22 protein-coding genes are annotated in these 23,577 nt (G+C 50.0%); 13 read left to right on the top strand and 9 right to left on the bottom strand.

The window, feature by feature from the left end:
* Nucleotides 1-13 precede the first annotated feature (13 nt).
* Genes AB432_RS25585 through AB432_RS25575 form a run of 3 tightly spaced genes read right to left on the bottom strand, consistent with a single transcriptional unit; the run spans nucleotide 14 to nucleotide 2,500 of the window.
* Complete coding sequence (locus AB432_RS25585) at nucleotides 14-1,561, bottom strand: MFS transporter (RefSeq protein ID WP_048034687.1); 1,548 nt, start codon at nucleotides 1,559-1,561, stop codon at nucleotides 14-16.
* Nucleotides 1,558-1,998, bottom strand: coding sequence for an SRPBCC family protein (locus AB432_RS25580; RefSeq protein ID WP_048034686.1), 441 nt, complete (start codon nucleotides 1,996-1,998; stop codon nucleotides 1,558-1,560). The genes AB432_RS25585 and AB432_RS25580 overlap by 4 nt, the downstream gene beginning before the upstream one ends.
* A complete protein-coding gene (locus AB432_RS25575; protein ID WP_048034685.1) occupies nucleotides 1,991-2,500 on the bottom strand; it encodes a MerR family transcriptional regulator in 510 nt (169 codons plus the stop codon). The genes AB432_RS25580 and AB432_RS25575 overlap by 8 nt, the downstream gene beginning before the upstream one ends.
* 242 nt (nucleotides 2,501-2,742) lie before the next feature.
* On the opposite strand from AB432_RS25575, the gene AB432_RS25570 reads away from it, so the two are divergent.
* A complete protein-coding gene (locus AB432_RS25570; RefSeq protein ID WP_048034684.1) occupies nucleotides 2,743-4,941 on the top strand; it encodes a DNA topoisomerase III in 2,199 nt (732 codons plus the stop codon).
* A gap of 52 nt (nucleotides 4,942-4,993) precedes the next feature.
* Here AB432_RS25570 and AB432_RS25565 read toward each other — a convergent pair whose 3' ends face one another.
* Nucleotides 4,994-5,371, bottom strand: a complete 378-nt coding sequence (locus tag AB432_RS25565; protein ID WP_173629214.1) for a VOC family protein — start codon at nucleotides 5,369-5,371, stop codon at nucleotides 4,994-4,996.
* 327 nt (nucleotides 5,372-5,698) lie between these two features.
* Between AB432_RS25565 and AB432_RS25560 the strand changes: the two genes are divergently transcribed.
* The 5 genes from AB432_RS25560 (at nucleotide 5,699) to purU (ending at nucleotide 10,491) form a co-directional block, all read left to right on the top strand.
* Nucleotides 5,699-6,889: an HlyD family secretion protein gene (locus tag AB432_RS25560; RefSeq protein WP_048034683.1), complete on the top strand. Its 1,191-nt coding sequence runs from the start codon at nucleotides 5,699-5,701 to the stop codon at nucleotides 6,887-6,889.
* Entirely contained in the window at nucleotides 6,886-7,644 is a 759-nt protein-coding gene (locus tag AB432_RS25555; RefSeq protein WP_048034682.1) for an ABC transporter ATP-binding protein, read from the top strand. The genes AB432_RS25560 and AB432_RS25555 overlap by 4 nt, the downstream gene beginning before the upstream one ends.
* Nucleotides 7,641-8,780 (top strand): ABC transporter permease, encoded by a 1,140-nt coding sequence (locus AB432_RS25550; RefSeq protein WP_048034681.1) that lies wholly within the window; start codon nucleotides 7,641-7,643, stop codon nucleotides 8,778-8,780. Before AB432_RS25555 ends, AB432_RS25550 begins: the two co-directional genes overlap by 4 nt.
* A gap of 17 nt (nucleotides 8,781-8,797) precedes the next feature.
* The gene (locus AB432_RS25545; RefSeq protein ID WP_007728114.1) at nucleotides 8,798-9,478 is read left to right on the top strand and encodes a TetR/AcrR family transcriptional regulator; all 681 of its coding nucleotides are present in this window, start codon (nucleotides 8,798-8,800) and stop codon (nucleotides 9,476-9,478) included.
* Nucleotides 9,479-9,594: 116 nt separating this feature from the next.
* The gene (gene purU / locus AB432_RS25540; RefSeq protein WP_048034680.1) at nucleotides 9,595-10,491 is read left to right on the top strand and encodes a formyltetrahydrofolate deformylase; all 897 of its coding nucleotides are present in this window, start codon (nucleotides 9,595-9,597) and stop codon (nucleotides 10,489-10,491) included.
* A gap of 70 nt (nucleotides 10,492-10,561) precedes the next feature.
* Here purU and AB432_RS25535 read toward each other — a convergent pair whose 3' ends face one another.
* The gene (locus AB432_RS25535; protein ID WP_048034679.1) at nucleotides 10,562-11,455 is read right to left on the bottom strand and encodes a LysR family transcriptional regulator; all 894 of its coding nucleotides are present in this window, start codon (nucleotides 11,453-11,455) and stop codon (nucleotides 10,562-10,564) included.
* A 125-nt stretch (nucleotides 11,456-11,580) separates the two neighbouring features.
* On the opposite strand from AB432_RS25535, the gene AB432_RS25530 reads away from it, so the two are divergent.
* Complete coding sequence (locus AB432_RS25530; protein ID WP_048034678.1) at nucleotides 11,581-12,795, top strand: MFS transporter; 1,215 nt, start codon at nucleotides 11,581-11,583, stop codon at nucleotides 12,793-12,795.
* Here the strand turns inward: AB432_RS25530 and AB432_RS25525 are convergent.
* From AB432_RS25525 to AB432_RS25515, 3 genes are all read right to left on the bottom strand, one after another.
* Nucleotides 12,773-13,537 carry an alpha/beta hydrolase gene (locus AB432_RS25525; protein ID WP_082196057.1) on the bottom strand — a complete coding sequence of 255 codons (765 nt, stop codon included), beginning with the start codon at nucleotides 13,535-13,537 and terminating at the stop codon, nucleotides 12,773-12,775. The genes AB432_RS25530 and AB432_RS25525 overlap by 23 nt on opposite strands.
* A gap of 101 nt (nucleotides 13,538-13,638) precedes the next feature.
* Nucleotides 13,639-14,295 carry a CoA transferase subunit B gene (locus AB432_RS25520; protein WP_048034676.1) on the bottom strand — a complete coding sequence of 219 codons (657 nt, stop codon included), beginning with the start codon at nucleotides 14,293-14,295 and terminating at the stop codon, nucleotides 13,639-13,641.
* A gap of 46 nt (nucleotides 14,296-14,341) precedes the next feature.
* Entirely contained in the window at nucleotides 14,342-15,034 is a 693-nt protein-coding gene (locus AB432_RS25515) for a CoA transferase subunit A (protein WP_015893185.1), read from the bottom strand.
* 266 nt (nucleotides 15,035-15,300) lie between these two features.
* On the opposite strand from AB432_RS25515, the gene AB432_RS25510 reads away from it, so the two are divergent.
* From AB432_RS25510 to AB432_RS25490, 5 genes are all read left to right on the top strand, one after another.
* Nucleotides 15,301-16,548: an efflux RND transporter periplasmic adaptor subunit gene (locus AB432_RS25510; RefSeq protein ID WP_048034675.1), complete on the top strand. Its 1,248-nt coding sequence runs from the start codon at nucleotides 15,301-15,303 to the stop codon at nucleotides 16,546-16,548.
* Nucleotides 16,541-19,789 (top strand): efflux RND transporter permease subunit, encoded by a 3,249-nt coding sequence (locus tag AB432_RS25505; protein ID WP_048034674.1) that lies wholly within the window; start codon nucleotides 16,541-16,543, stop codon nucleotides 19,787-19,789. The genes AB432_RS25510 and AB432_RS25505 overlap by 8 nt, the downstream gene beginning before the upstream one ends.
* Before the next feature lie 110 nt (nucleotides 19,790-19,899).
* On the top strand, nucleotides 19,900-20,403 hold the full coding sequence (locus AB432_RS25500) for a VanZ family protein (protein WP_048034673.1): 504 nt from the start codon (nucleotides 19,900-19,902) through the stop codon (nucleotides 20,401-20,403).
* Nucleotides 20,404-20,466: 63 nt separating this feature from the next.
* Nucleotides 20,467-21,585 (top strand): acetate/propionate family kinase, encoded by a 1,119-nt coding sequence (locus tag AB432_RS25495; protein ID WP_048034672.1) that lies wholly within the window; start codon nucleotides 20,467-20,469, stop codon nucleotides 21,583-21,585.
* 127 nt (nucleotides 21,586-21,712) lie between these two features.
* Nucleotides 21,713-22,126, top strand: coding sequence for a S1 RNA-binding domain-containing protein (locus tag AB432_RS25490; RefSeq protein WP_048034671.1), 414 nt, complete (start codon nucleotides 21,713-21,715; stop codon nucleotides 22,124-22,126).
* Nucleotides 22,127-22,181: 55 nt separating this feature from the next.
* Here the strand turns inward: AB432_RS25490 and AB432_RS25485 are convergent, their stop codons facing one another.
* Entirely contained in the window at nucleotides 22,182-22,568 is a 387-nt protein-coding gene (locus AB432_RS25485) for a rhodanese-like domain-containing protein (RefSeq protein ID WP_048034670.1), read from the bottom strand.
* Nucleotides 22,569-22,687: 119 nt separating this feature from the next.
* On the opposite strand from AB432_RS25485, the gene AB432_RS25480 reads away from it, so the two are divergent.
* Entirely contained in the window at nucleotides 22,688-23,575 is an 888-nt protein-coding gene (locus tag AB432_RS25480) for a LysR family transcriptional regulator (protein WP_048034669.1), read from the top strand.
* Nucleotides 23,576-23,577: the final 2 nt, after the last annotated feature.

Genomic DNA, 23,577 nt, shown 5'->3' with positions numbered 1-23,577 from the left:
CTGCCACGGATTATTACATCTCACCTGGCGTTTTCTGCCCAATGGGGGGGATATGCCGAAGCTTGATCACGGTGAGTATGGCGATAGCGATCATGAGCCCGCCGCTAACGGCCACAACAGCATGCATGCCGTCGGTAAATGCTATCTGGGCGCCATGAAGAAGTGTTGAACCAATAGGTTCGGGTAAAGCTTTAGCCGCTGAGACTGCCCCAGCCAGACTTTCGTGGGAAGCTCCGGATGTTAACGGCGTAACCCCTTTTGGTATGAAGCCAGCAATTTGAGTGCGGTACACGTATGTTCCGATACTGCCTAATACAGCGATACCAAGTGCGAATGCGAATTCACCGCTCGTTTGTAGCAAGGACGCTGCCGAACCCGCTTTCGCTGGCGGGGCCGAGCCGATAATTAGATCGCTGGACAAGCTCGCAAACGGGGCTACTCCCACATTAAAAAAGATATAACCGACGATCAGGGTAGAGAGCCCGGATCCCATCTCTACCTGGGACAGTAAAATACAACCAGTCGCCGAGACGGCAAGGCCTGCCCCGATAAGGTGCGACGGTCGAACTCGCCGAGCGATGATCGGCGACAACAACATACCCGCCATCGACGCAACCACTCCCGGAAGCATGCACATCGCTGCTGCAAGCGGAGATAGTCCTTCCACGAATTGAAGATGCTGTGCGATGAAGAGCATGGAAGCGCCTGTCAAAGTGATGCCGAACAAGCCGCTCAGTGCCGTGCTGAAGGCGGGGTTTGCAAATAGGCGCAAGTCCATTAGCGGACTGTCCAAACGTTGCTGCCGTCTTACAAATAACATCCCGAAAACAACTCCAGCCGCGATGGCAATGAGCGGCAAAGTCTGTAGACCTTGCTTAGCGATTTCCTTTAGCCCGTATATTGCTGGTAGAATGGTACACATCGACAGCATGACGCTAGTCATATCCAAATGACCAGGTGCGGGATCCCGATATTCGGGCAGAAGATGGGGCGCAGTCAACAATAGCAGCGCCATGACTGGAACACCGAGTAGAAAAATCGAACCCCATGAAAACTGCTCCAGCATCATTCCGCCGACTACTGGGCCAAGCGCCATGCCTCCCATGGAGCACATGAACCATATGCCTATGGCGAGGGCACGCTGCTTATGATCACGGAACATATTGCTGATTAAAGCCAGGGACGAAGGCGATACCGTCGCCCCGGCTATGCCGAGCAGCGCCCGTGCTGCAATCAGCATTCCAGAGGTGCTGGAATAAGCGGCCAACACCGAAGCCGAACCGAATGCCGCTGCGCCGATCATCAGCAGTTTACGGCGGCCGAGCCGATCCCCGAGCGAGCCCATCGTGATCAGAAATCCCGAGAGCATGAAGCCGTATATGTCCATGATCCAGAGCTGTTCTGTACTGTCAGCGCCGATAGAGACGCTTATGTGAGGAAGTGCGAGAATCATGACGGACAAGTCTATCGAAACGAGCAGTGCAGGCAATGAAAGCACGGCAAGTCCAATCCATTCGTTCAAACCGGCCCGGTTACTCGATTCAAGCGCAGCATCTTTCATTGGCCGTCCAGAACCTTTCCGAGCTTATCCAACATCACCTTTGTTCCGTGCTCACGCTGTTCAGGCGTATCGAGACCGTCCAGAAAAACGCCCTGCTCGGTATAGATCAAGCGCGTGCCGCCGTCCACGGACTCGAATTCCACTGTCGTCACGGAGACAGACATCCGCTTGTCTTCCATGTCCAGCGTGTATGAGTATACAATTCGCCTATTCTGAACGATTTCCTGATAGCAGGCATCAAATGTGTAAACGGGTCCCTCAGGAGGACCACCGCGATTGAATTCGCGGCCGCCGACGCGGAAGTCGAACTCTTCAGCTTTAGGAAACCAACCGGCTTTGGCTGCTTGACCCGCCCATGCAGCAAATACACGGGCAGGGGAATGCTTATAGTTTCGTTCGATGACAAATGTGGAATGTTTGGCAAATCTTTCACTCACAGTCGAAACCTCCTTGTCCGGGTTCTTCCGGATGCTCATCTAAATATTCACCAAGTCGGTCGAGGTGGCGATCCATACTCGATTTTCTCTCGGCGAAAAATTTCTCATGGTTCATTCTCATCGTTCGTATGATGTTCATGAAATGCTCAACGGTAAACGGTTCGTTCCTTTGCATCCGACTCGATACATTCTCCAGCTCATGCAAGAGTTTCTGCTGCATGCGGATACTTTCTTTCAGGCTGTCTATTTGAATGCTAACGATGTCTGACAGGCTGAGTTGGTCTCCGGTCATAACGGCTTTAATCTGCTCGAGCGATAGCCCCAACTCCTTTAAGGACAAAATTTGCTGTAGGCGTGAAATGTCCTTTTCGGTGTAGAGTCTGTATCCGGATGGCGAATAGCCGGATGGAGAAAACAAGCCTATCTGATCGTAAAAACGTAAAGTTCGTATCGTAATTCCCGCCATTTTCGCAAGTTCTCCGACTTTCCAATGTTGTTTCATGATCAGCCCCTTTCTTGATCGCTAGCGTTTCACCGGTAACTTCACTATAAACCGTTACGTTACGTAATGGTCAAGGAGCCTTTTGAAGTTTTTTCCAATGCGAAAGTGAGCTTGCCCGTTAGCGTTTCATAACCCTAAGAATTTAAAACTTTATTTTCTCGAAACATTTCTAAGCCCCTTCTTCCTGCTTTTTTGTTTACAATGGATACAGATTGTTGAATTGGTTTGAAAGGATGTCGTACATGAGTAAAACAGTTGTACTGGCAGAAAAGCCTTCGGTTGGACGCGACATTGCCAAAGTATTGCAGTGTCACAAAAAAGGAAACGGCTTTTTTGAAGGAGATAAATATATTGTGACATGGGCGCTCGGGCATTTGGTCACCCTCGCTGATCCAGAAGCGTACGGGCAGCAATTCAGCTCGTGGCGAATTGAGGATTTGCCGATTATGCCGTCCCCATTGCGCTTGGTCGTGATCAGGGAAAGCAACAGGCAATTCCAGGTCGTCAAACAACAAATGAGACGCAACGATGTCGGGCAGATCGTCATTGCGACGGATGCAGGGCGTGAAGGAGAACTCGTCGCCCGATGGATTCTCGAGCTGGTTCACGTGAATAAACCAATCAAGCGTCTGTGGATTTCCTCGGTGACAGATAAGGCGATCCGCGAAGGCTTCCGTAATCTGAAGGACGGCAAAAACTATGAAAACTTGTTTGCCTCCGCAGCTGCTCGTGCAGAAGCCGACTGGCTCGTTGGAATCAATGCCACACGCGCCTTGACGTGCAAGCATAACGCCCAGCTCTCATGCGGTCGCGTCCAGACGCCAACACTTGCTATTGTGGCAACGCGAGAAGAGGAGATTCGCCGCTTTACACCCAAGCCATTTTACGGACTGTCTGCGGTGGTCCAAGGTCCGATTCAGCTCCAATGGCAAGATCAGCAAACGAAGGATTTCAAAACATTTTCCAAGGAAAAAGCTGATCAGCTAATAGCCGTTCTCAAACAGGAGAAAAACGCAGAAGTCGTCGAGGTTACTCGTGCACACAAAAAGACGTATGCTCCTCAACTGTACGATTTGACGGAGCTGCAACGGGATGCCAACCGGATGTTTGGCTATTCACCAAAACAGACACTGTCCATCATGCAAGGGCTGTATGAGCATCACAAGGCAGTGACGTACCCACGAACCGACTCTCGCTATCTCTCTGCTGATATCGTCGAGACGCTGCCGGATCGAATCAAGGCTGTCCAAATGAAGCCATATGCGCCCCTCGCCGCCAGAATCCTGCGTGCTCCGATCAAAGCGAACAAATCGTTCGTGGATGACAGTAAAGTATCGGACCACCATGCGATCATCCCGACGGAGCAAGCTGTTTTTCTCGGTGATTTGAGTGATAAGGAACGCAAAATTTTTGACCTCATCGTGAAGCGCTTCCTGGCCGTGTTGCTGCCTGCCTTTGAATACGAGCAAACAACCATCCAGGCGAAAATCGGGAATGAAACCTTCCTGGCAAAAGGAAAAACCGTGCTCTCCCAAGGCTGGAGAGAGGCGTATGACCACGATGTAGAAGAAGACGACGTGAAGGACGGCGTAAAGGAACAAATCCTGCCTTCTCTTGCCAAAGGAGATCGCCTGCACATCCAGTCGATATCCCAGACCAAGGGCGAGACGAAGCCGCCAGAGCCATTTACAGAAGCGAGCCTGCTGTCTGCGATGGAAAACCCGGCGAAATACATGGCGAACGAGAGCAAGGATTTGATCAAAACGATAGGGGAAACAGGCGGACTAGGTACGGTAGCAACCCGCGCAGATGTGATCGAGAAGCTGTTCAACAGCTTTTTGCTAGAGAAGCGCGGCAAGCATATTTTTGTTACCGCAAAAGCCAAGCAGTTGCTAGAGCTTGTCCCAGATGAAATGCAGTCGCCGACCTTGACCGCCCAATGGGAGCAAAAGCTCGGTGCCATCGCCAAGGGCAGCTTGAACAAGCGAGCGTTTATCGAAGAGATGAAATCGTACGCCAAAGAAGTCGTCCAGCAGATCAAGAATAGCGATCAGACTTTCCGGCACGATAACCTGACCAGAAGCAGGTGCCCGGAGTGCAATAAGTTTTTGCTCGAGGTAAACGGAAAGCGCGGCAAAATGCAGGTGTGCCAGGATCGGGAATGCGGTTATCGCAAAAGCATTGCCAAGCAGACCAATGCCAGATGTCCAAAATGCCACAAAAGATTGGAGCTGCGCGGAGAAGGGGAAGGACAAACCTTTGTCTGCGCGTGTGGACACAAGGAAAAACTGAAGACCTTCCAGGAGCGTCGGGACAAGGAAAAGGGCAGCAAGGTTTCGAAGAAAGAAGTAGCCAAGTATTTGAAGGGGCAAGACAAGGAGCAGGACGAAGGAATCAACTCAGCGTTGAAAGACGCACTGTCCAAATTAAAGTTCGACTAAAAGGCGTGAAACAAAAGGCGGCCGACCATTCCAGTCAGCCGCCTCCTTCTGTTTACTTTTTCTCCAGCACAGCAAAGTAATTGTCTTCATCGTCTGCGAAGTTAAAGACGCGGCCAGAAGGCATCGTAACAATGTCTCCAACCTTCACATTTTTATTCATGAGGTCGTTACGCAATTCCTCGATATTTTCTGAAAAGAGCAGGAGTGAAGGAGTGCCAAGATTCATTCCGGGCGACATTTTCGCAACGAATTCCTTATTGTGCAGAACGATGCTTGTTTCAGCGCCTTGGGCGGGAGCAATTTCAATCCATCTCATTTCACCGTTCTTCTCTTCTGAAACAACACGGAACCCTAGCTTTTCCGTCCAAAAGTTCACTGCTTGATCCTGGTTATTGACATACAGCATGATTTGACCGACTTTGCTAATCATCATAAACATTGTTCACTCCCTACATGGTAGTTAAAAACTCGATGCTCCTAATCCTTTCCATCCCGACGGTATCTGATACCCGATGCCAACGGGCTTGTCCAGCTTGTCTTCATCATAGCATGAAGAATCAGACAGGATTTCTTTTCAATTGCGCATTTTAGAAAAAGAAATTGCATTTCGTAAAAGAGGAGCATATACTCACAATTAAAAGTGAGTAATCACTCGCTTATCTAAAAAGCTCATCTCAAGCCTAGTTCTGTGGCTTGTTTTTTCACACAAAAAGAAAAGTGATTACTCACTCTATTATGTAGGTAGGGGGAAGTGGTTATGAAACCAGTTGTTCGCTCTATTTGTATCGGGGGACTGTTACTGGCATTGTCGGGCTGCAATTGGACTTCCGACAATCATCCGTCACTGTCTGGCACAATCGAGGCCATTGAGCTGCCGATTGTAGCTGAAGTAGGCGGATTGGTGACAAACGTTACGGCAGAAGAGGGAAGTGCAGTAAAAAAAGGACAAGTGCTGGCTCAAATCGATAAACGAAGCTACCAAATGACTGTGGCAGAAGCACAGGCGGTACTGGACCAAGCGACAGCCAGACTAGAAGAGGCGAGAGCGGGTTCACGGGACACGACGATCCAAAGAAGCATGGCCAACGTCCAGCAAGCAAATGCGAATATTCAACTGGCCCAAGCGAGAAAAAATCAGGCGGAAGCAGGAAAAGCCCGGGCTGCTGAGCAGATGACGCAGGCAGAATCGCAATGGCAGGGGGCGCAGCAGACCCTGTTGTATCAACAAAAAAGACTCGAGGAAGCAACAGCACTCTTCGAAAAAGGAGCGATCTCTGCCAAAGACCTCGACACGCAAAAAGAAGCAATGAATCAGGCAAAAACGCAGGCAGATCAATGGGCGGCACAAGTAGCGCAGACACAGGCACAGTACCATTCTGCACAAGAAGACATCGCTGCTGCTGCGGCCCAAATCGGTACAGCCCAAGCCGCGCAAGCCGGAGCGCAGGCAGATCTCGACCAGGTGAAGGAAGGAAGTACTGATTACGCGATTCGGGCACTGCTCGCCGCCCAGCAGCAGGCGAAAGCGAAACTGGATCAAGCCTTATTACAGTTGGAAAAGTCCAAGATTACAGCAACAGATGATGGTACACTCTTGCGCTCCTCTATCGAACAGGGGGAAGTAGCCAAAACAGGCGCTACCTTGTTTACAATGATGAAGCCAGATCAGCTCGAGCTCGTCGTGTACATCCCGGAAGCACAATTGAATCAGGTGAAAAAAGGACAAAAGGTTGGCATCAAGGTAGATGCCTATCCGGAAGAGACGTTTACGGGAACGATCAGTCGCATCTCGGAAAAGGCAGAGTTTACGCCGAAAAATGTCCAGACACCGGATGAACGCACCAAGCTTGTGTTCGCTGTTACGATCCACATCTCAGATGGACTCGACAAAATCAAACCAGGTATGCCTGCCGATGTGCTGCTGGGAGACGAGGAGGGAGGTCGATGAGCGCCGCTATCCAATGCGAGCAGTTGACGAAGCGTTTCGGTGATCGAGTAGCTGTGAACAGCCTGACACTGATGGTTCCGCGAGGTTCGATTTACGGTTTTTTGGGTCCGAATGGCTCAGGGAAATCGACCACAATCCGGATGCTTTGTGGCTTGTTGACCCCGACGACCGGAAAGGGGACGGTTCTTGGCTTCGATGTCATGACACAGAGCGAGGAAATCAAGCAACGGATCGGATATATGTCACAAAAGTTCAGCCTGTATGAAGATTTGACAGTGGAAGAGAATCTCGATTTTTATGCAGGGGTTTATCGATTAGGTGCTACAGAACGCAAGGAGCGGAAAGCGGAACTGATTGAGATGGCAGGCCTGACAGGCAGGGAAAAGCAGCTTGCGGGATCGCTGTCAGGGGGATGGAAGCAACGCCTCGCGCTCTCCTGTGCTCTTTTGCACAAGCCGGAGCTGTTGATTTTGGACGAACCGACAGCAGGAGTCGATCCTGTTTCTCGTCGGATTTTTTGGGACGTCATTCATGAGCTGGCGAGACAGGGGATCACCGTGCTGGTAACTACACACTACATGGATGAGGCGCAGACATGCGATTGGATCGGCTTTATCTTTTTCGGCAATCTGCTGGCGGAAGGCACTCCACAAGCGTTGATCGATCGTATGGGAGTAGGCAATCTGGAGGATGTCTTCATCGATCTGGTTAGGCAGGAGGAAGCCAGACAGGCGGCGGGGGAGGGAGCCCGATGAGGCATTTTGTCTGGGAGCGTTACTGGTCTGTCGTGAAGAAGGAAGTCATCCAAATCAAGCGGGATCGTCCCAGTCTGGCGATTGCACTGGTCATGCCGCTGATGCTGTTGTTTTTGTTCGGATATGCTGTTAATACAGACGTCAATGACATCCAGATGGCCGTCTGGAATCAAAGCCCTTCTGCTGCCAGTCGAGAGCTGGTGGATCAGTTCGTCCATACACGTGTATTCGAGGTGGCAGCCCATGTAAGTGGCTACGAGGAGATCGAAGCCATGTTAGACGATGGCTCCGTAAATGTCGCGCTCATTATCGGGCCGGACTACACCCGCAAGCGTGATCGCAACGAGCCGGTAGATGTGCAGATGCTTATTAATGGTTCCGATCCGAATATCGCCCGGACTGCCACTTCTCAAGCCCAGTTGATCGTCCAACATCAAGCGATTACGTTGCAGGAAATAAAGCTGCAAAAACAAGGCTTGGGGGAGCTGGAACAGCCACTCGGCTTGGATACACGCGTGCTGTTTAACCCCAATATGGAGAGTATCGTCTTCAATATTCCCGGCTTGATCGGCTTGATAATGCAAAACGTCACGATGATTCTGACGGCGTTTTCCCTCGTACGTGAGAAGGAGCGAGGAACGATGGAGCAGTTAATCGTGACTCCGATCCGCCCATTGGAGCTGATGCTCGGCAAAATTACCCCCTATGTAGGTGTAGGTCTCTTTTCGTTTTGTCTGGTGCTCTTGGTTGGAACGTATTGGTTCGGGGTCCCGGTCAAAGGCAGCATTTCGCTTCTCGTGACTTTGTCTGTCTTGTTTTTGGTGACGACGCTTCTCTTGGGCATTTTCATTTCTACGGTGGCAAAGACTCAGCTTCAAGCGATGCAAATGGCATTCGCTTTTATTCTGCCTAGTGTGCTTCTCTCCGGCTTTATGTTCCCGCGCGATTCGATGCCGCTCGTGATACAATGGTTAGGCGGGCTTGTCCCGTTGACCTATTTTCTGGAAATCTTGCGAGGAATTTTCTTAAAGGGCGTGGACATCGATGCGCTCTGGAAGGATGTCGTCGGAATGAGCGGCTTTTGTCTCTTGATCCTGACCGTCGCTATCCTGCGATTCCGCAAGAAGATCGAATAAGAGGAGCGTAATGGGTGATGAACAAGCCGCCAACATTTGTAGAGGGCCTGTTGCAATATGTAGAAGAGTTGAAAGATGAGAGCGAGATGACGGAGAAACAGCGTAATATTTTGCGTGCATCGGTGAAGCTGTTCGCCGAAAAGGGCTTTCATGCCAGCTCCACCTCTGAAATTGCCAAAGAAGCAGGAGTGGCAGAGGGAACGATTTTTCGCCACTATAAATCGAAAAAGGATATTTTACTTGCCGTCGTTGCACCAGTATTGGTCAAATTCGCGGCGCCGTTTATCTTGAAGGATGTCCGTGAGATCTTCAAAGAGCAGAATAAAAAAACATTCTCCCAAATCGTGACAGAGCTGTACCGAAACCGGATCGACCTGGTGCTAGCGAATGAAAAGCATATTCGCATTTTGCTGCAAGAAGCCTTTTTCCATGACGAAATCAGGGAAGCACTCATCGCTACCGTTTTCACGGGTGTGAAGGAGATGGCAAATAAGCTGATCGAGGCAAAGGTCGAGGTAGGCGAATTGCGTCCGCTCCCGACACAGGCTGTCTTTCGGGCGATCCTGTCCTCGATGATCGGGCTCGTTCTGTTCCGGCAAGTTCTGGATACCGATGAATTTACACAGTTCAGCGATGATGAGCAAATCGCTCTGACCGTAGATATTTTGCTTAACGGGATTGGAAATCACTCTATCTAAATTTTTTTATCGATAAGTGAACATTTTTCTCTCTATTTGGGTATAGAAATCCCTTCTGGGAATGGTATAATTGCAAACAACTTTTTGCTGTTTTTGATTATGGAGGAGAGTAAACCATGCAATTGTTATCAGAGAGAGAATGGCTCGCGTATCGAGAGAAAAACAAAGATCGTGCGCGCATGCTGATTTCTTGCCCGGACCGCGCGGGTATCGTCGCGGCGGTGTCGAACTTCTTGTTCCAACAGGGAGCCAACATCGTTCAGTCTGACCAGTACACGACCGATCCGGAAACAGGCCGATTTTTCATGCGCATTGAATTCGATCTCATCAATCTGGACGAGCGCTGCGAAGAGATCAAGGAAGCATTCAGCCCTGTCGCCGAGAGCTTTGGCATGGAATGGTCGTTGGTCGAAGCGAACAAGCGCAAGAAGGTCGCGCTGTTTGTTTCCAAAGAAGATCACTGTCTTTTGGAGCTCTTGTGGCGCTGGAAGTCCGGGGAGCTGTTCGCGGATATCGCGGTTGTCGTCAGCAACCATCCTGACATGCAGGAGACAGTCGAGTCCTTCGGCATTCCGTATCGCTGCATTCCAGTCACGAAGGATAACAAGCCGCAGGCAGAAGAAGAGCAGATTGCAGCGGCGGAGGGTGTTGATCTAATCGTTCTGGCTCGCTACATGCAGATTTTGTCCCCGCGCTTTTTGGAGGACTATGCGATGCGAATTATCAATATCCACCATTCTTTCCTCCCTGCCTTTGTCGGAGCGAAGCCTTACGAGCAGGCGTATCGTCGCGGTGTGAAGCTGATCGGAGCGACTGCGCATTACGTTACGGAAGAGCTGGACGCAGGGCCGATTATCGAGCAAGACGTTCAACGTGTATCGCACCAGGAAGACGTCGAGGCATTGAAGCAGTTGGGACGTCAGGTAGAGCGTACGGTGCTTGCACGTGCGGTTCGTTGGCATCTGGAGGATCGGGTGCTGGTGTACGGTAACAAGACGATTGTGTTCCCATAAGCATTGCGTATAAAGAAGAGGCTATTCCTTTGAGGAAAAGCCTCTTCTTTCGTTTTGATTCGTCTTATTTTCAAATCAGTTTCTCACGCTTTACCAACTCCAGAAACTGAGTAACAACAGGCCGCTGTTCTGTCTCATCGTCACGCGTGCAGACATACAACGGACGCTTGATCTCTACTCCTGATACGGTTACACGACCGACCTCACCCTGCTCTACCATTTCCCTGACGGCCAGAGCAGGAGCCAACATCGTCCCATATCCCGCACGAACGGAGTGGATGGATTCGACCAGACCGTGATACTGAATACCGACCTGTGGACGTTTCACACCATGCTCGCGACAGAGGGCAAAAAGCCAATCGCGGGTCGAACTGCCTTGCTCCCGCAACAAAAATGGTTCCTCCACGAGCTGCTCCATACGGATCTCTTTTCCTGCAAGCGGATGATGGGCGGGCAAAATAAACCAATAGGGTACATCCATCAAATGATGCCGATTGATAGGCAGCTCATCCCACGATTCTTTGAGAATAACGGCCACATCGACCTCGCAGCTAAGAAGCAGCTCAATGGATTGCATGGAATTACGCGTGCGAATTTCCACATCGACTCCTTCATAATTGCGCTTGTACTGAGCCAGCCATTGTGGCACGAGATAATGCGAGGGGAGATAGGTAGAAGCAATCCTTAGTCGTCCTTTCTTCCCTTGCTTGATTTCTGTTAGCTGTGATTCGATTTCCCGTTCCCAGTCGTAAATGCGGCGTGCTTTTTCAAAAAGAAAGCGCCCCTCATAGGTGAGAGCAATACCGCGACCATCCGGGATGAGCAAGGTCATGCCCCATTCATTTTCGAGCTTGCGGATTTGGGCACTTACGGCAGGCTGGCTGATCGAGAGTGCGATTGCTGCTTCGGTGACACTGCCTCGTGACGCTACTTCTACAAAAATGCGGAGTGCATGTAAGTTCATCATGTACCTCGATTCATAACTTTTGTTTATGAGTAATAGTTAAAGATGTATTAGAAATGATGAGTGATTGCGCGTAAGGTATAGCTCAGAAAGACGTAAAAACGAGTAGAGAGAAGGATCAGGAGATGAGAGAAGTCAGTGGAAAGACACAAGTCGTGGCAGTCGCACTGGTGACAGCATTATGTATGATAGGGGATTCGATGCTGTATGTGGTGCTTCCTCTTTTCTGGAAGGAGGCTGGATTAACATCGCTGTGGGAAGTGGGGGTATTACTTGCGGTGAACCGCTTCATCCGCGTACCACTCGGCCCTCTTGTTGGAAAATGGTATGAGCGCTCAGGAGGACGCACGGGTTTGATTGTGGCAGTGGTGTTGGCTTTTCTGACGACGCTTTCGTACAGCTTGGAAGGCTTTTGGCTGTGGCTTCTGATGCGATGCTTGTGGGGAGTCGCTTGGACCTTTTTAAGGCTAGGTGCGTTTTCCTTGATCGTGACCGTTTCCGAAGGGCATAATCGCGGGCAACTCATGGGCTTGTACAACGGACTGTATCGATTGGGCAGTCTTGGCGGCATGCTGGTCGGAGCACTACTGGCCTCTTGGTACGGGCTTTCTGTTGCTGCCATTGTACTTGCGGTGCCTTCCTTGTTCGCATTCATTCTTGTTTTTCGCTATATACGCCCTTCCTTTACCAATCAGCATCTGACAGACGTGAAGCAGATGGATGCAGGAAAACGCTTGTGGAGTCAGGTGCAGGTACTGTTGACACTGACGACGGCATTGCTCGTCACGATGGTGTACCAGGGGGTGTTTACCTCCACGTTAAGCAGAGTGGTCGAAGTACGTGAACCGCTTATCATGATGGGTGGAGTCGTGCTGGGGGCAGCAGTGATTGCAAGTGTGATTCAAGGCATCCGCTGGGGGTGGGAGCCGTGGGCGGCCCCATTGGTAGGCAAATTGTCGGACAGGCATGGTCGGACGAATCTATTCATCGGGACGTTGCTAGTCGCCTCCATTCTGTTTGCCTCGTTGCAGACAGCGTCTTCGCTTTTGCTATGGTTTGCAATTTTATTCGGCATTCAGTTGACCGCGACGATTATCACGACCGTGATGGATACCCTTGCGGCAGATGAAGCTGCGAGACAGGCCAACAGCCAAGCAGTAATGACACAGTATTCAGTCGTGAGTGATCTGGGCGCGGCGTTGGGGCCGCTCCTTGCTTTCTGGCTAGATGAACACGTAGGTCTGGGTCTCATGTACACCGGAATAGCGATGATCTTGCTTCTGGTTGGTCTTGTATGGCTGTGGCGACCGAAGCTGATCAAGATGGAAAGCGTTTCTTGATGGTTGTCATGACGTGAGCAATGGCTGCCTCCTTGTCAGGACCGTGGAGCAGCATGTGGTTCGAATGCTCGTACCAGGTGATCTGCGGGGAGGCAGATTCGTCTACACTGGTTGCGAGTATTTGTGCGCTCACGGCGTGTACAGTATCGTCTCGCCTTGCTTGCAGCAGAACGTAAGGGGTCGTAATTTGAGGCAAAAGCGGCTTCGTCTCCGCCAACAGCCTGCGAAATTGCAGCATACTGCTAAAAGGGATTCTGCCGATGCCGTGTATATAGCGTTTGGAGTGGGTAGAGAAATCCTCACGCAAATAGTGCATTGCCTCTTTGACATCCCAATATTTATAAGGGGTGTTGATCGTAAATAGCAGGGCGACGGGGTATTTCGTCGTCAAGTGAAAGGCGAGCAGTCCCCCCATGGAAAATCCGATGACCACGATGGTGTCAGCGCGCATAGACAGTCGCTTGTAGCCTTCTTCTGCCGAGCGAAGCCAGTCGTGGCGGGTGCTTTTTGCCATGTGTCGACGAGTAGTCCCATGTCCCTCCAAGGTAGGGCATTCCACCTGATAGCCAGCCTCGCGGAGCTTTTTGGCGAGTGGGAGTATATCGTTGATGTCTCCGGCAAATCCATGGATAAGTAAGCAACCGACTATTCCTGACATGGAATCTCTTCCTCTCAGATACTGGGAAATTTGATGGATCATCCATATTATATACGAAAAGGTGAGTAGGAGGCGACCGCGCAAGTGTGCCCACACCGAGCAAAAAAGGGAAAGAAAAAGCGACTCCACGCAGCTGCGATGAAGTCGGCTATTTACTCACGGGGGTTCTGTACCTGAAAAATAGGTTACAGCCCAATTGTTTTCAGTTCTGGAGAGATAAGTAGCGTAGGTTGCGTGCAGGCCTGGATATCTTCCGCTGTATAACCTTCTGCTACCTCGACGAGGACGAGCCCGTCTGGTGTCACGTCCATGACAGCTCTGTCCGTAATAATACGGTTGACAACCTTCTTGCCGGTAAGTGGCAGGGCACATTCATTCAAGATTTTTGTCTCACCATGCTTGTTGACATGATCCATGATGACGACGATTTTTTTCGCGCCGTGGACGAGATCCATGGCACCTCCCATGCCCTTGACCATTTTGCCAGGAATCATCCAGTTTGCGAGATCACCCGCAGCAGAAACCTCCATCGCTCCCAAAATAGCGAGGTCGATATGGCCGCCGCGAATCATCGCAAACGATTCTGCACTGGAGAAGTAGGCCGCACCTGGAATAGCCGTAACGGTTTCTTTTCCGGCGTTGATGAGATCAGGATCGAGGTTTTCCTCTGTCGGGTATGGACCAATTCCGAGCAAGCCGTTTTCCGATTGCAGAACAACTGTTTTTCCTTCCGGGATGTAGTTGGCGACGAGCGTGGGCATTCCAATCCCCAAGTTTACGTAAAAGCCATCTTCTATTTCCCCGGCGGCACGAGTGGCGATTTGCTCACGTGTAAGCGACATCTGTGTTTTCCTCCCTTGAATGTAATCCGGTACTCTCTTTTGCTGCTTACGAGCGGACAGTGCGTCGTTCGATGCGTTTTTCGAACGAAGGTGCCTGTATCACACGTTGCACATAGACACTTGGTGTGTGAATATGCTCAGGGTCCAGTTCACCTGTCTCTACGATTTCTTCCACTTCGACGATCGTGATTTTTCCGGCTGCTGCCATCATCGGATTGAAGTTTTGGGCTGTTTTGCGGAAGACGAGATTGCCCATCTTGTCAGCCTTCCACGCCTTGATCAGTGCGAAATCACCCGTGATGCCATACTCAAGCAGGTACTCTTTCCCTGCGAAATCGCGTGTTTCCCGTCCTTCAGCGATAGGTGTGCCGACTCCAGCTGGAGTATAGAATGCCGGAATTCCAGCTCCGCCTGCGCGAATTCTCTCCGCCAGCGTCCCTTGTGGCGTCAACTCGACTTCGAGCTCACCGGACAAAAATTGACGTTCGAACTCCTTATTTTCACCCACATAAGAGGAGACCATTTTTTTGATTTGCTTTTCGCGTAAAAGGAGACCGAGTCCCCAATCATCTACCCCGCAGTTATTTGAGACGACTGTCAAGTTTTTCACTGCTTTGTCTCGCAGGGCAATAATCAGATTCTCCGGAATTCCTACCAGTCCGAAGCCGCCCACTAATAAAGTGGCACCATCGTGAATATCAGCCACGATGTCCGTGTAAGAAGTATAGATTTTGGCCATGACGATCACTCCCACCATGAAAAAGTAAAGGATATTTGTAAGCGCTAACAATAGGGCGATGCAGTTGCCCCGTTTTCCTGCCCTTCTATCATACTAGATACGAGTTACAAACAAGTGACGAGACATTTGGATTATAAAAAATAATGTAAAATGACAGAAAAGTAGTACAACTATACCATTTTTTTCTGTAAAATATATTTTGTCAACATTCGTCGTTTTTTTGGTCAGTATTAGGAAGATTCAGGGGGAAATGTGGGGTTGCAGGAATGAAAAATACGAATAAATGGATAAGTCTTACGGTTGTGGTCCTGCTGCTCGTAGGGTGCGAAAAGCTAAATGAGGGAGTTTCAAGTCTGAAACGAACGAAAGAAGAAACGGTCATCAAGGTGAAAACAGTAAGTGCCTATACGGTGGAGAATGGCAAGGATGAGCGACTGATGGAAGTAGCAGGTGTAGTGGCACCGCGTCAGGAGCTGGCTTTATCGTTTGGTGCCTCAGGCAAAATTTCAGGCATTCTCGTAGAAAAAGGAGCTACTGTCAAGGCGGGGCAGACGTTGGCGACATTAGATGGAACGGCCTTGCAGCAAGGAATTCACGCAGCCCAAGGACAAGTAGCAAGTGCTGCGATCAAGCGGGAAAAGGCCGCCAAGGGACCGGAGAGTCATGAGGTGCAGACCAAGAAGCTACAGGTAGAAAAAGCGAGAGAACAAATGCAAAAAGCTCGCGACGAACTCACCAAAGCGGAGATTTTATATGCGAATGGAGCCATCTCGAAGGATGAAAAAGACAAGCTGTCCTCTGCACTGCGACAAGCCGAGCTGAGTCTGGAAGAAGAACAAGTGGCGTACAACAACCTGCTGAAGGGCGCCGATCCACTAGACATCGAAGAAGCGAATGCAAGCATCCAGCAGGCGAATGTTCAATTGAGCCGCGCGAAGCAGGAAGCCGCTGATGCGGTGATCAAAGCTCCGTTTACAGGCGTGGTTGCAGCGATCTCCAAGACAGCGTCGGAGCAAGCTGGACCTGGGACAGAGGTCATTCGGATGGTCGATACGAGCTCCTGGCTTGTCAAGTTGCAAGTAGAAAGGGAGCAAATCGCCCATTGGCAGGCAGGTAAAGTGGTAAAGGTGAAGGCCCCGGACGGCAGTGAAGCAGAAGGAAAAGTGACGTTTGTCTCACCTGTTATGGATACCAGTTTGGGGTCTTATCCAGTCGAGGTGACCGTAGACGGCAAGAATGTAGCGTGGAAGGGTGGCATGACTGTCACTTGTATGTATCCGCTGCCGGCGTCAAATGTTGCGCTCGTTCCTGTAAGCAGCATCGGCGTCTCTGATGAAGAATATTACGTCATGAAAATCAATGAACATTCAGTGGAAAAGACGTTTGTCAAAGTGGGGGCATTGCAAGGAACCTTCTATGAGGTAGTGGAAGGTCTCGTGCCTGGTGACCAAATTGTTGCTTCAGGCTTGTCGTATGTAGTGGATGGTGAGGCGGTGAAGGTGGCGGATGAATAACAAGACATTTTTATCGATTATCCCCTCCTTCGCCCGTATCCTGGCGGTCATTTGCTGCCTACTTGCGGTAGGAGCTTGGTTCGGGCTGGATATCAAGACGTTCCCGGATCGGTCTGTGCCTGAATATACAATCAGTCTCTTGGCACCCAAACTTTCCTCTGCGGAAGTAGACGAATCGGTTGCGAGAAAAGTAGAGGAATCGGTACGTTCATTGGGCAGTGTGCTTACGATTGCTTCCGAATCTCGGATGGGGTCGGCAGTTATTACTGTAAAAGCATCGGAACAAATCGGTTCGGATTATAAGGAACGGTTGGAAAAGAAGCTAGGAGAAATCACGAAGCAGCTACCCGTGCAGGAGTGGAGCGTCAGTCAAAGCAATCTGGCCGATAGCAAGATTGGCTTTTATGTCCTGTACGGCACGGACTTGCAGACCTTGTCTGACGTTGCCCAAAATACCGTCTATGACAAATTGATCAATCTGCCAGGGATCGCTCGCATCGAAATGGACAAGCAAGCCTTGAAAGAGCAGGTAGATATCATTTTCCGACCGTCCATGTTACTCGCCTACGGGCTCACACCTGCTGATGTTCTGTCGCAACTGCCGACAGATGTGGTTGGAGAAGAGGTAGGCTCTGTTGGAGCTGATAAGGATCGAACCATGATTCAATGGACGAGTAAATCGGAAGGGCTGCAAGATCTGGGTAAGCACTTGATCTCCACCGATAAAGGATACGTGCCACTAAACACGTTGGCTGACATTCGTGATCGACGCGGGAGCAAAGGCGAACAAATCGGGATGTATCGTGGCTCGCCTGCCTTAGGAATCACGGTGTACGCAGCAGATGTCGGGCAATTGCCTGTCATCAGCAGGCAAGTAAAGGAAGCGGTTGGCGAGTTGAATCAGGCTTCAGGCGGCAAGTACCGCCTCGATTTGTTTCGTGACGACGCGCAGACAATCACTGCTGCATTGAGACAGCTTGGGGCACTGGCTGTTCTAACGGCTGTCATCTGTTCGCTCTTTTTGTACCTGACCCGAAAACAATGGGCAGGGGCTGTACTCGCGCTTTTGGCAAACGTTCTAGCGGTCGGCAGTGTTCTTGGAGGCATGTGGCTTTGGGGAATCCCATTGACGCTCTCCACGCTTGGACCACTCGTGTTATTTTCGCTATTGTTCACAGGAGCAGGCTCTGCGTTGTTTCATCAGTTTTCAGGATTGCCCTCGTACTCGCTTGTTCGTTGTTTGCAAGTGGCGTGGGGGTTGATGAAGCCGTTTTTGCTCACGATTGTCGTAGTGGCAGCCTGTTGGACAGGTGTCGTTTACACGGATTTCCTCAAGGCAGAAGACAAGGTTGTCTTATACGATGCTTGGCCCGTTCTTTTGCTGGGGACGTTTGCTCTTATTCTTATCTATGGATTTATCACGCCAGTACTGACAGGAACGTGGCTGGAAGCTTCCGACCGAGTAGAGGAGGAAACACCACGGGCTTCCAATAAAGTGACAAGGTATTTTCAAGCTCGCTGGGAACGACTGGTGGAACAAGGGTACTTGCCTTATGGAATCACACTGGTTGCCTCGCTTGCCTTTGTCTTTTTGCTCAAGTCATTTATTCTTGTAGATCCGTACGCCAAGCTTGATTATGGCGACAAGTCGCTTTCATTGCCAATGGTGCAGGGAAGCAGCATCGATGAGGCCATGCGGGCAGCACAAATAGCCGAGGAGCGCTTGCTCGCCATTAACGAAGTCCGAGATGTCTACACGATTGCCTCCGAAGAAAATCTGAGCTTTCAACTAAAGCTCGTGGACAAATACGATTGGACGCAATCAGTCTCAGATCTGGAAAAAGTACTGGACAAAGAGCTGCGAGATATTCCTCAGACAGATCCGTTTGCGCTGGTCATTAATAAAGATAAGGCAACTCGCCTTGTCTTGACGATCATGGGGCCATCCTTGCAAACGACGCAGAACATTGCCAATGAATTATTGGCCTTCATGGAAAAGCAGAGTGCGAAGGATAAAGAGGGGCGAGAACTTGTAACAGATGAACGAATCGGTTCAGGTGCAGAGGGGACCTTTATCGACATTCGTCCAAAACAAGAGATGCTGGCACGCTATCGGATTACGCAAGAGGAGATCAAGAGACAACTGGAGAGCTATTTGGGTGAAAAAACAGCTGGCAGTGTCTATTGGAATGAGCGTCAGGTACCTATCCACGTACGATTCCCTGACGGGTGGATGGACTATCCGGATCAAGTGAAACAGATTTTAATTCGAACCTCACAAGGTACGGTGCGATTATCTGAGCTGGTAGATTGGTCGATCGGCAGCGAACCGCCCATTTATCAACGGGAAGACGGACTGTATGTCTTCAAGGTAAGCAGTGCCGTCACAGACCCAAGTCGAATTGAGCTGTGGTCTTACATCATTCCATATACCATGCAAGAAAAGGTGACGATACCCGAAGGCTATACGGTATATAACGACGATGAGCTGAAGAAATTGGAGGAGAAAAAGCTCAACAAGGTTGATTGGAGCAGCCGGTTCTTGACGATTGGCAGTCTGGTTGCCCTCGTACTTATCATGAGCTTGCTTTTGCAACGCAGAACGCGCGATGGATTATTTGCCCTCGTTCTCTTGCCCATCTTGTCTGGAGGCTTTGCGTTGGGATTGCTGTGGTTGGATCGACCCATGAACGTTATGAGCTTCTATGGTATGGTGGCTGCCATTGCCGTCATCGTTTTGCAGGCACTTCTTGCGATGGATGAGCTGTACAAGGCTCAAGCTGAGCAGGAGCGAGTTTGGGACGGTATCAAGCTGGGGGCCAAACGCACCATGCTTAATCAAGCGGGTATATATTTGGCGATCGCGTTAGCTAGCCTTCCGCTTGCTGGGGGCTTGGGTACTGGGAATGATTCGTTTGCGTCCTTTGCCAGCGTATTGTTGTTTGGCATTCTAATGGGGGCTTTTGCCACAATCGTACTTCTTCCTGGTATGCAACATGCCGCTGTGCAAAGACAGGCGGCCCATTCTGAGATGTCCTTGCCGATCCTCGCGCGTCATTTGCGGATTTGGTGGGAAAACAACCAGGTACGTCGCCGCGATTTCAAAGAAAGGAAACGCGAACAGGCCCGCTCACAAAAAACAGGGCAAGCCGAAGTCTCAAACCACGATTCCCGGGAGTATGTGCCTGTACAAGAGGACTTCCTGCCTCTTTCTTCTTCTACACATGACGCCAACCGCTAAAATAGGTTGGCGTTTTTCTTTTTCAATCGTTCACGTAGCTGTAACCGACTAACCAGGTATGCGTCATGGTAAGATTGGAAAGAGAATCGAAAGCAGGGGGTAACAAACACGTGCGTCGATATCGAAAAGTATGGGATTACTTGCTTTTGATGGCCATTCTCCTCGGGTTGTTCATTTCTTCTTCACAGCCATACGCCAAGCAAGACATGCGAGGGACGATAGACAAGCTAGTGGATGAACAGAGCTTACAAGACCGTTTAGGCGACATATCCATTCCTTACGGAGGCAAGGATGTCAGCCTGGAAGAAAAGGGAGCGGCTGGTTTTATCGAGTTCTTGATACGGAAAGGGACACACTTTACTGTTTTTGCTCTCTTGGCTTTTAGCTGGTATCGCGTGTTTTCGCATCATCTCTCGTTTGGGCAAGCACTGCCCTGGAGCGCTTTTTGCAGTGTGATGACGGCTGTTTTGGATGAATGGCACCAGACGTTTACACCGGATCGAACCGGAATGGTGCAGGATGTTTTGCTCGATGCATCTGGATCTGTCACGATGTTGTTGATAATTGCTCTCAATTATCTGTATTCACGAAGAGCATATCGTTATAAAATGTAGGGAGCCTATCCATCCTATGAGGAGAGAAGGCTGCGATTGAATGATTGGAGAGTGGATTAGATCGTGGTAGGAAAAAAGAATGTTCTTGTACTGAACTGCGGAAGTTCTTCTGTGAAGTACAAGCTGTATGAAATGCCTTCCAAAACATTGATTGCGCATGATTATTTGGAGCAAATCCAGCGTGACCAATATGAAGATGCTATTCGGGGAGTGTTTGAATCCCTCAAACAATATTCGATAGATATCGTTTCCCATCGTGTTGTCCACGGCGGAGAAGCATTTAAGCAGTCCGTTATTATTGATGACCAAGTAAAAGACGAAATTCGTAGCCTGTCCCGTTTCGCCCCGCTTCATAACCCCATTAACCTGACCGGGATTGAAGTTGCACAGAGTCTGTTTCCTGATTTGATTCACGTAGCTGTTTTTGATACAGCGTTCCACCAAACCATGCCACCATCCTCTTATTTGTACGCACTGCCTTATGAATACTACGAGCAATACGGTATTCGCAAATACGGTTTCCATGGAACGTCCCATCGCTATGTAATGGGCCGGGCAGCAGAAATGATGGGTCGCCCGAAAGAGCAGCTACGTCTGATCAGCTGCCACATCGGAAGCGGGGTAAGTATCACGGCGATCCGAAATGGTGAATCGTATGATACGTCGATGGGTATGACGCCGTTGGCTGGTTTGTCTATGGGTACGCGCAGCGGAAACATTGACCCAGGTATCATCCCGTATATTGAGGAAATTGAAAAGACTGACACGGCTGGCGCTATTAAGATTCTGAATAACAATAGCGGTCTCATGGGCGTATCGGGTGTATCCAATGATTTGCGTGACGTTATGAAAAAAGCAGAAGAGGGACATCTCCGCAGCAAGCTCGCGCTGGAATTGTTTACTACTATTCTGCATAAGCATGTGGGACTGTACCTTGCACGACTGAATGGAGTTGACGGTATTATCTTTACGGCGGGTGTCGGAGAGAATAGTGCTGCCGTGCGTGATTTGGTGTGCTCTGGTCTGGAATTTGCCGGGGTAAACCTGGATCGTGAGGTAAACCGCACCAGCAAAGGTGAGACATTCATCAGCACGAAATACTCTCCGGTAAAAGTCATGGTCATCCCGACAAATGAAGAACTTGTCATGGCAATGGATGCATTCGAACTGGGGCATAACTAGCTTAGAGTGTGTGCCTAGAAAGAATAGGCTTTTCAGTATTGGAATTTCTCTGCTATACTAAGAGAATGAGGCTTCTGGTTTGAGGTTCTCACCATTTTTCTGAAAAAATAAAAGGAGTGCAAACTGGATGGCAGTACAAGTGGGAAGCATCATCGAAGGAAAAGTGACAGCGATTAAACCGTTTGGGATGTTCGTAGCAGTCAGCGAAACCGAGCAGGGGCTGGTCCACATTTCCCAAGTAGCAAACGGTTTTGTTAAGGATATCAATGATCACTTTACCGTGGGGGCACAAGTAAAGGTAAAAGTACTCTCCATTGATGATGCAGGTAAAATCTCGCTTTCGGTTCGCGCAGCACTCCCAGCGCCTGAGCGTCCGGAACGTGAAGAGCGCCGTGGTGGTGGATATCGTGGAGGCGACCGCGGAGGGAATGCAAAACGAGATAGCGGAGCTTCTTTCGAAGACAAGATGAAAAAATGGATGAAGCACAGCGAAGAGAACCTTGCGACAATCAACAAAAAGAACGCAAAACGCGGCTACTAAGCCTTGCGATAACGTAAGAAGGACGGGATCAAGCTCCCGTCCTTTTTTGCGTTTTCTATTCGAGAGGATTCCCCTCTGTTTCCCAGTATTCAATCCCGCCGAGCATCTCTTTCACTCGAAAACCGAGAGCGGCCAGTTTCGCGCAGGCCTTCGCTGCACCGTTGCAGTTGGGACCCCAGCAGTAGATGACCATGAGCTTGGTCGGGTCCAGAGCAGCCGTCGTTTCAGCGGAAATAAGCGAATGGGGGAGATTCAGAGCTCCGGGAACGTGACCCTCCCGATACGCTTTCTCGCTGCGAGCATCCAGGATGTAGAAGCCTTCCACTCGGTTTTGGATGTCATTCCATACATCAGCGACATCTGTCTCGAGAGAAAGCTTGTTGAGAAAATGAGTACGGGCTACTTCAGATGGCGCGGCGGGTGTTTGCAAAACAAGGGACATAGCAAAATCCTCCTCGTTACGTGTGATGGTTATGTACAAAGCATAGCATTGAACCAACCATCACAGTTATCTATACTATTCAATAAGGATCATTACTAATTTCTATGGGAGGAAGCGGGATGGAGCTGGTCTATTTACATACTTTTCGCGAAGTAGCCCGGTATGGGAGCTTTACACGGGCAGCAGAAGAACTGGGCTATGCTCAACCGACGGTAACGGCACAAATGCAAAAGCTGGAGCAGTCGTATGGAGCCCCGCTATTTGAGAGATACGGACGCAAGCTGCGACTGACGCAAGCAGGGGAAGCCTTGCTGCCGTACGCACGGGAATTGATTCGTTTGTATGGGGAATCTAAAGAAGTGATTAAGCAACAGACAACAGGCCCAATTGCCATTGGAACGATTGATACATTGGCGGCGTTCTTTCTGCCGTCGTATTTACAGGCTTTTTGTCAGCAATATCCTCAGGTTGACTTAGTATTGCAGACGGCTGGAGAAGCAGAAATTGTACAACAGATCAAGGATGGCTATCTCGATATCGGGATCATTTTCGATCGTCCTTGTACAGACCCTGAGCTAGTCACCTACGTTATTCGCGAGGAAGAATTGGTGATCATCATGCCACCCACCCATCGATTTACGACAGCAACAGCACTCACGGTCCATGATTTGGGTGGGGAACCGCTTGTATTGACCGAAGAAGGCTGCACGTATCGGGGCATGCTGCTGGAGGCATTGGGAGAGGCTGGGATGAGTCAGCGAATCGCCTGCCAGTTTAGCAATCCGGAAGCGATCAAGCAGTGTGTGCGCTGTGGCCTGGGTGTAGCTTTGCTGCCGCTCATGGCGGTCAAGAGAGAGCTCGCAGAAGGGGTGCTTACAGCCATCCCATTTCAGTCAGATAAGCCGCCTTTTTCCATACAGCTTGTTTATCATAAAAAGAAATGGCTATCACCTTCGATGGTGACGCTTGTGGATACGATTACGAGATCACAGAGAGAGGAATCGTGAGC

The sequence above is a fragment of the Brevibacillus brevis genome (assembly GCF_001039275.2).
In the GTDB taxonomy this organism is placed as follows: domain Bacteria; phylum Bacillota; class Bacilli; order Brevibacillales; family Brevibacillaceae; genus Brevibacillus; species Brevibacillus brevis_C.
Note: the sequence above shows the minus strand (reverse complement) of the source record. Positions and strands in the feature narration are given on the sequence as shown.

Excerpts from the sequence above, each read along its gene's own strand:
- AB432_RS25585 (WP_048034687.1), bottom strand. The coding sequence starts at position 1,561 with ATGAAAGATGCTGCGCTTGAATCGAGTAACCGGGCCGGTTTGAACGAA.
- AB432_RS25575 (WP_048034685.1), bottom strand. The coding sequence starts at position 2,500 with ATGAAACAACATTGGAAAGTCGGAGAACTTGCGAAAATGGCGGGAATT.
- AB432_RS25570 (WP_048034684.1), top strand. The coding sequence starts at position 2,743 with ATGAGTAAAACAGTTGTACTGGCAGAAAAGCCTTCGGTTGGACGCGAC.
- AB432_RS25565 (WP_173629214.1), bottom strand. The coding sequence starts at position 5,371 with ATGATTAGCAAAGTCGGTCAAATCATGCTGTATGTCAATAACCAGGAT.
- AB432_RS25560 (WP_048034683.1), top strand. The coding sequence starts at position 5,699 with ATGAAACCAGTTGTTCGCTCTATTTGTATCGGGGGACTGTTACTGGCA.
- AB432_RS25555 (WP_048034682.1), top strand. The coding sequence starts at position 6,886 with ATGAGCGCCGCTATCCAATGCGAGCAGTTGACGAAGCGTTTCGGTGAT.
- AB432_RS25550 (WP_048034681.1), top strand. The coding sequence starts at position 7,641 with ATGAGGCATTTTGTCTGGGAGCGTTACTGGTCTGTCGTGAAGAAGGAA.
- AB432_RS25545 (WP_007728114.1), top strand. The coding sequence starts at position 8,798 with ATGAACAAGCCGCCAACATTTGTAGAGGGCCTGTTGCAATATGTAGAA.
- purU (WP_048034680.1), top strand. The coding sequence starts at position 9,595 with ATGCAATTGTTATCAGAGAGAGAATGGCTCGCGTATCGAGAGAAAAAC.
- AB432_RS25535 (WP_048034679.1), bottom strand. The coding sequence starts at position 11,455 with ATGAACTTACATGCACTCCGCATTTTTGTAGAAGTAGCGTCACGAGGC.
- AB432_RS25530 (WP_048034678.1), top strand. The coding sequence starts at position 11,581 with ATGAGAGAAGTCAGTGGAAAGACACAAGTCGTGGCAGTCGCACTGGTG.
- AB432_RS25520 (WP_048034676.1), bottom strand. The coding sequence starts at position 14,295 with ATGTCGCTTACACGTGAGCAAATCGCCACTCGTGCCGCCGGGGAAATA.
- AB432_RS25515 (WP_015893185.1), bottom strand. The coding sequence starts at position 15,034 with ATGGCCAAAATCTATACTTCTTACACGGACATCGTGGCTGATATTCAC.
- AB432_RS25510 (WP_048034675.1), top strand. The coding sequence starts at position 15,301 with ATGAAAAATACGAATAAATGGATAAGTCTTACGGTTGTGGTCCTGCTG.
- AB432_RS25505 (WP_048034674.1), top strand. The coding sequence starts at position 16,541 with ATGAATAACAAGACATTTTTATCGATTATCCCCTCCTTCGCCCGTATC.
- AB432_RS25490 (WP_048034671.1), top strand. The coding sequence starts at position 21,713 with ATGGCAGTACAAGTGGGAAGCATCATCGAAGGAAAAGTGACAGCGATT.
- AB432_RS25485 (WP_048034670.1), bottom strand. The coding sequence starts at position 22,568 with ATGTCCCTTGTTTTGCAAACACCCGCCGCGCCATCTGAAGTAGCCCGT.
- AB432_RS25480 (WP_048034669.1), top strand. The coding sequence starts at position 22,688 with ATGGAGCTGGTCTATTTACATACTTTTCGCGAAGTAGCCCGGTATGGG.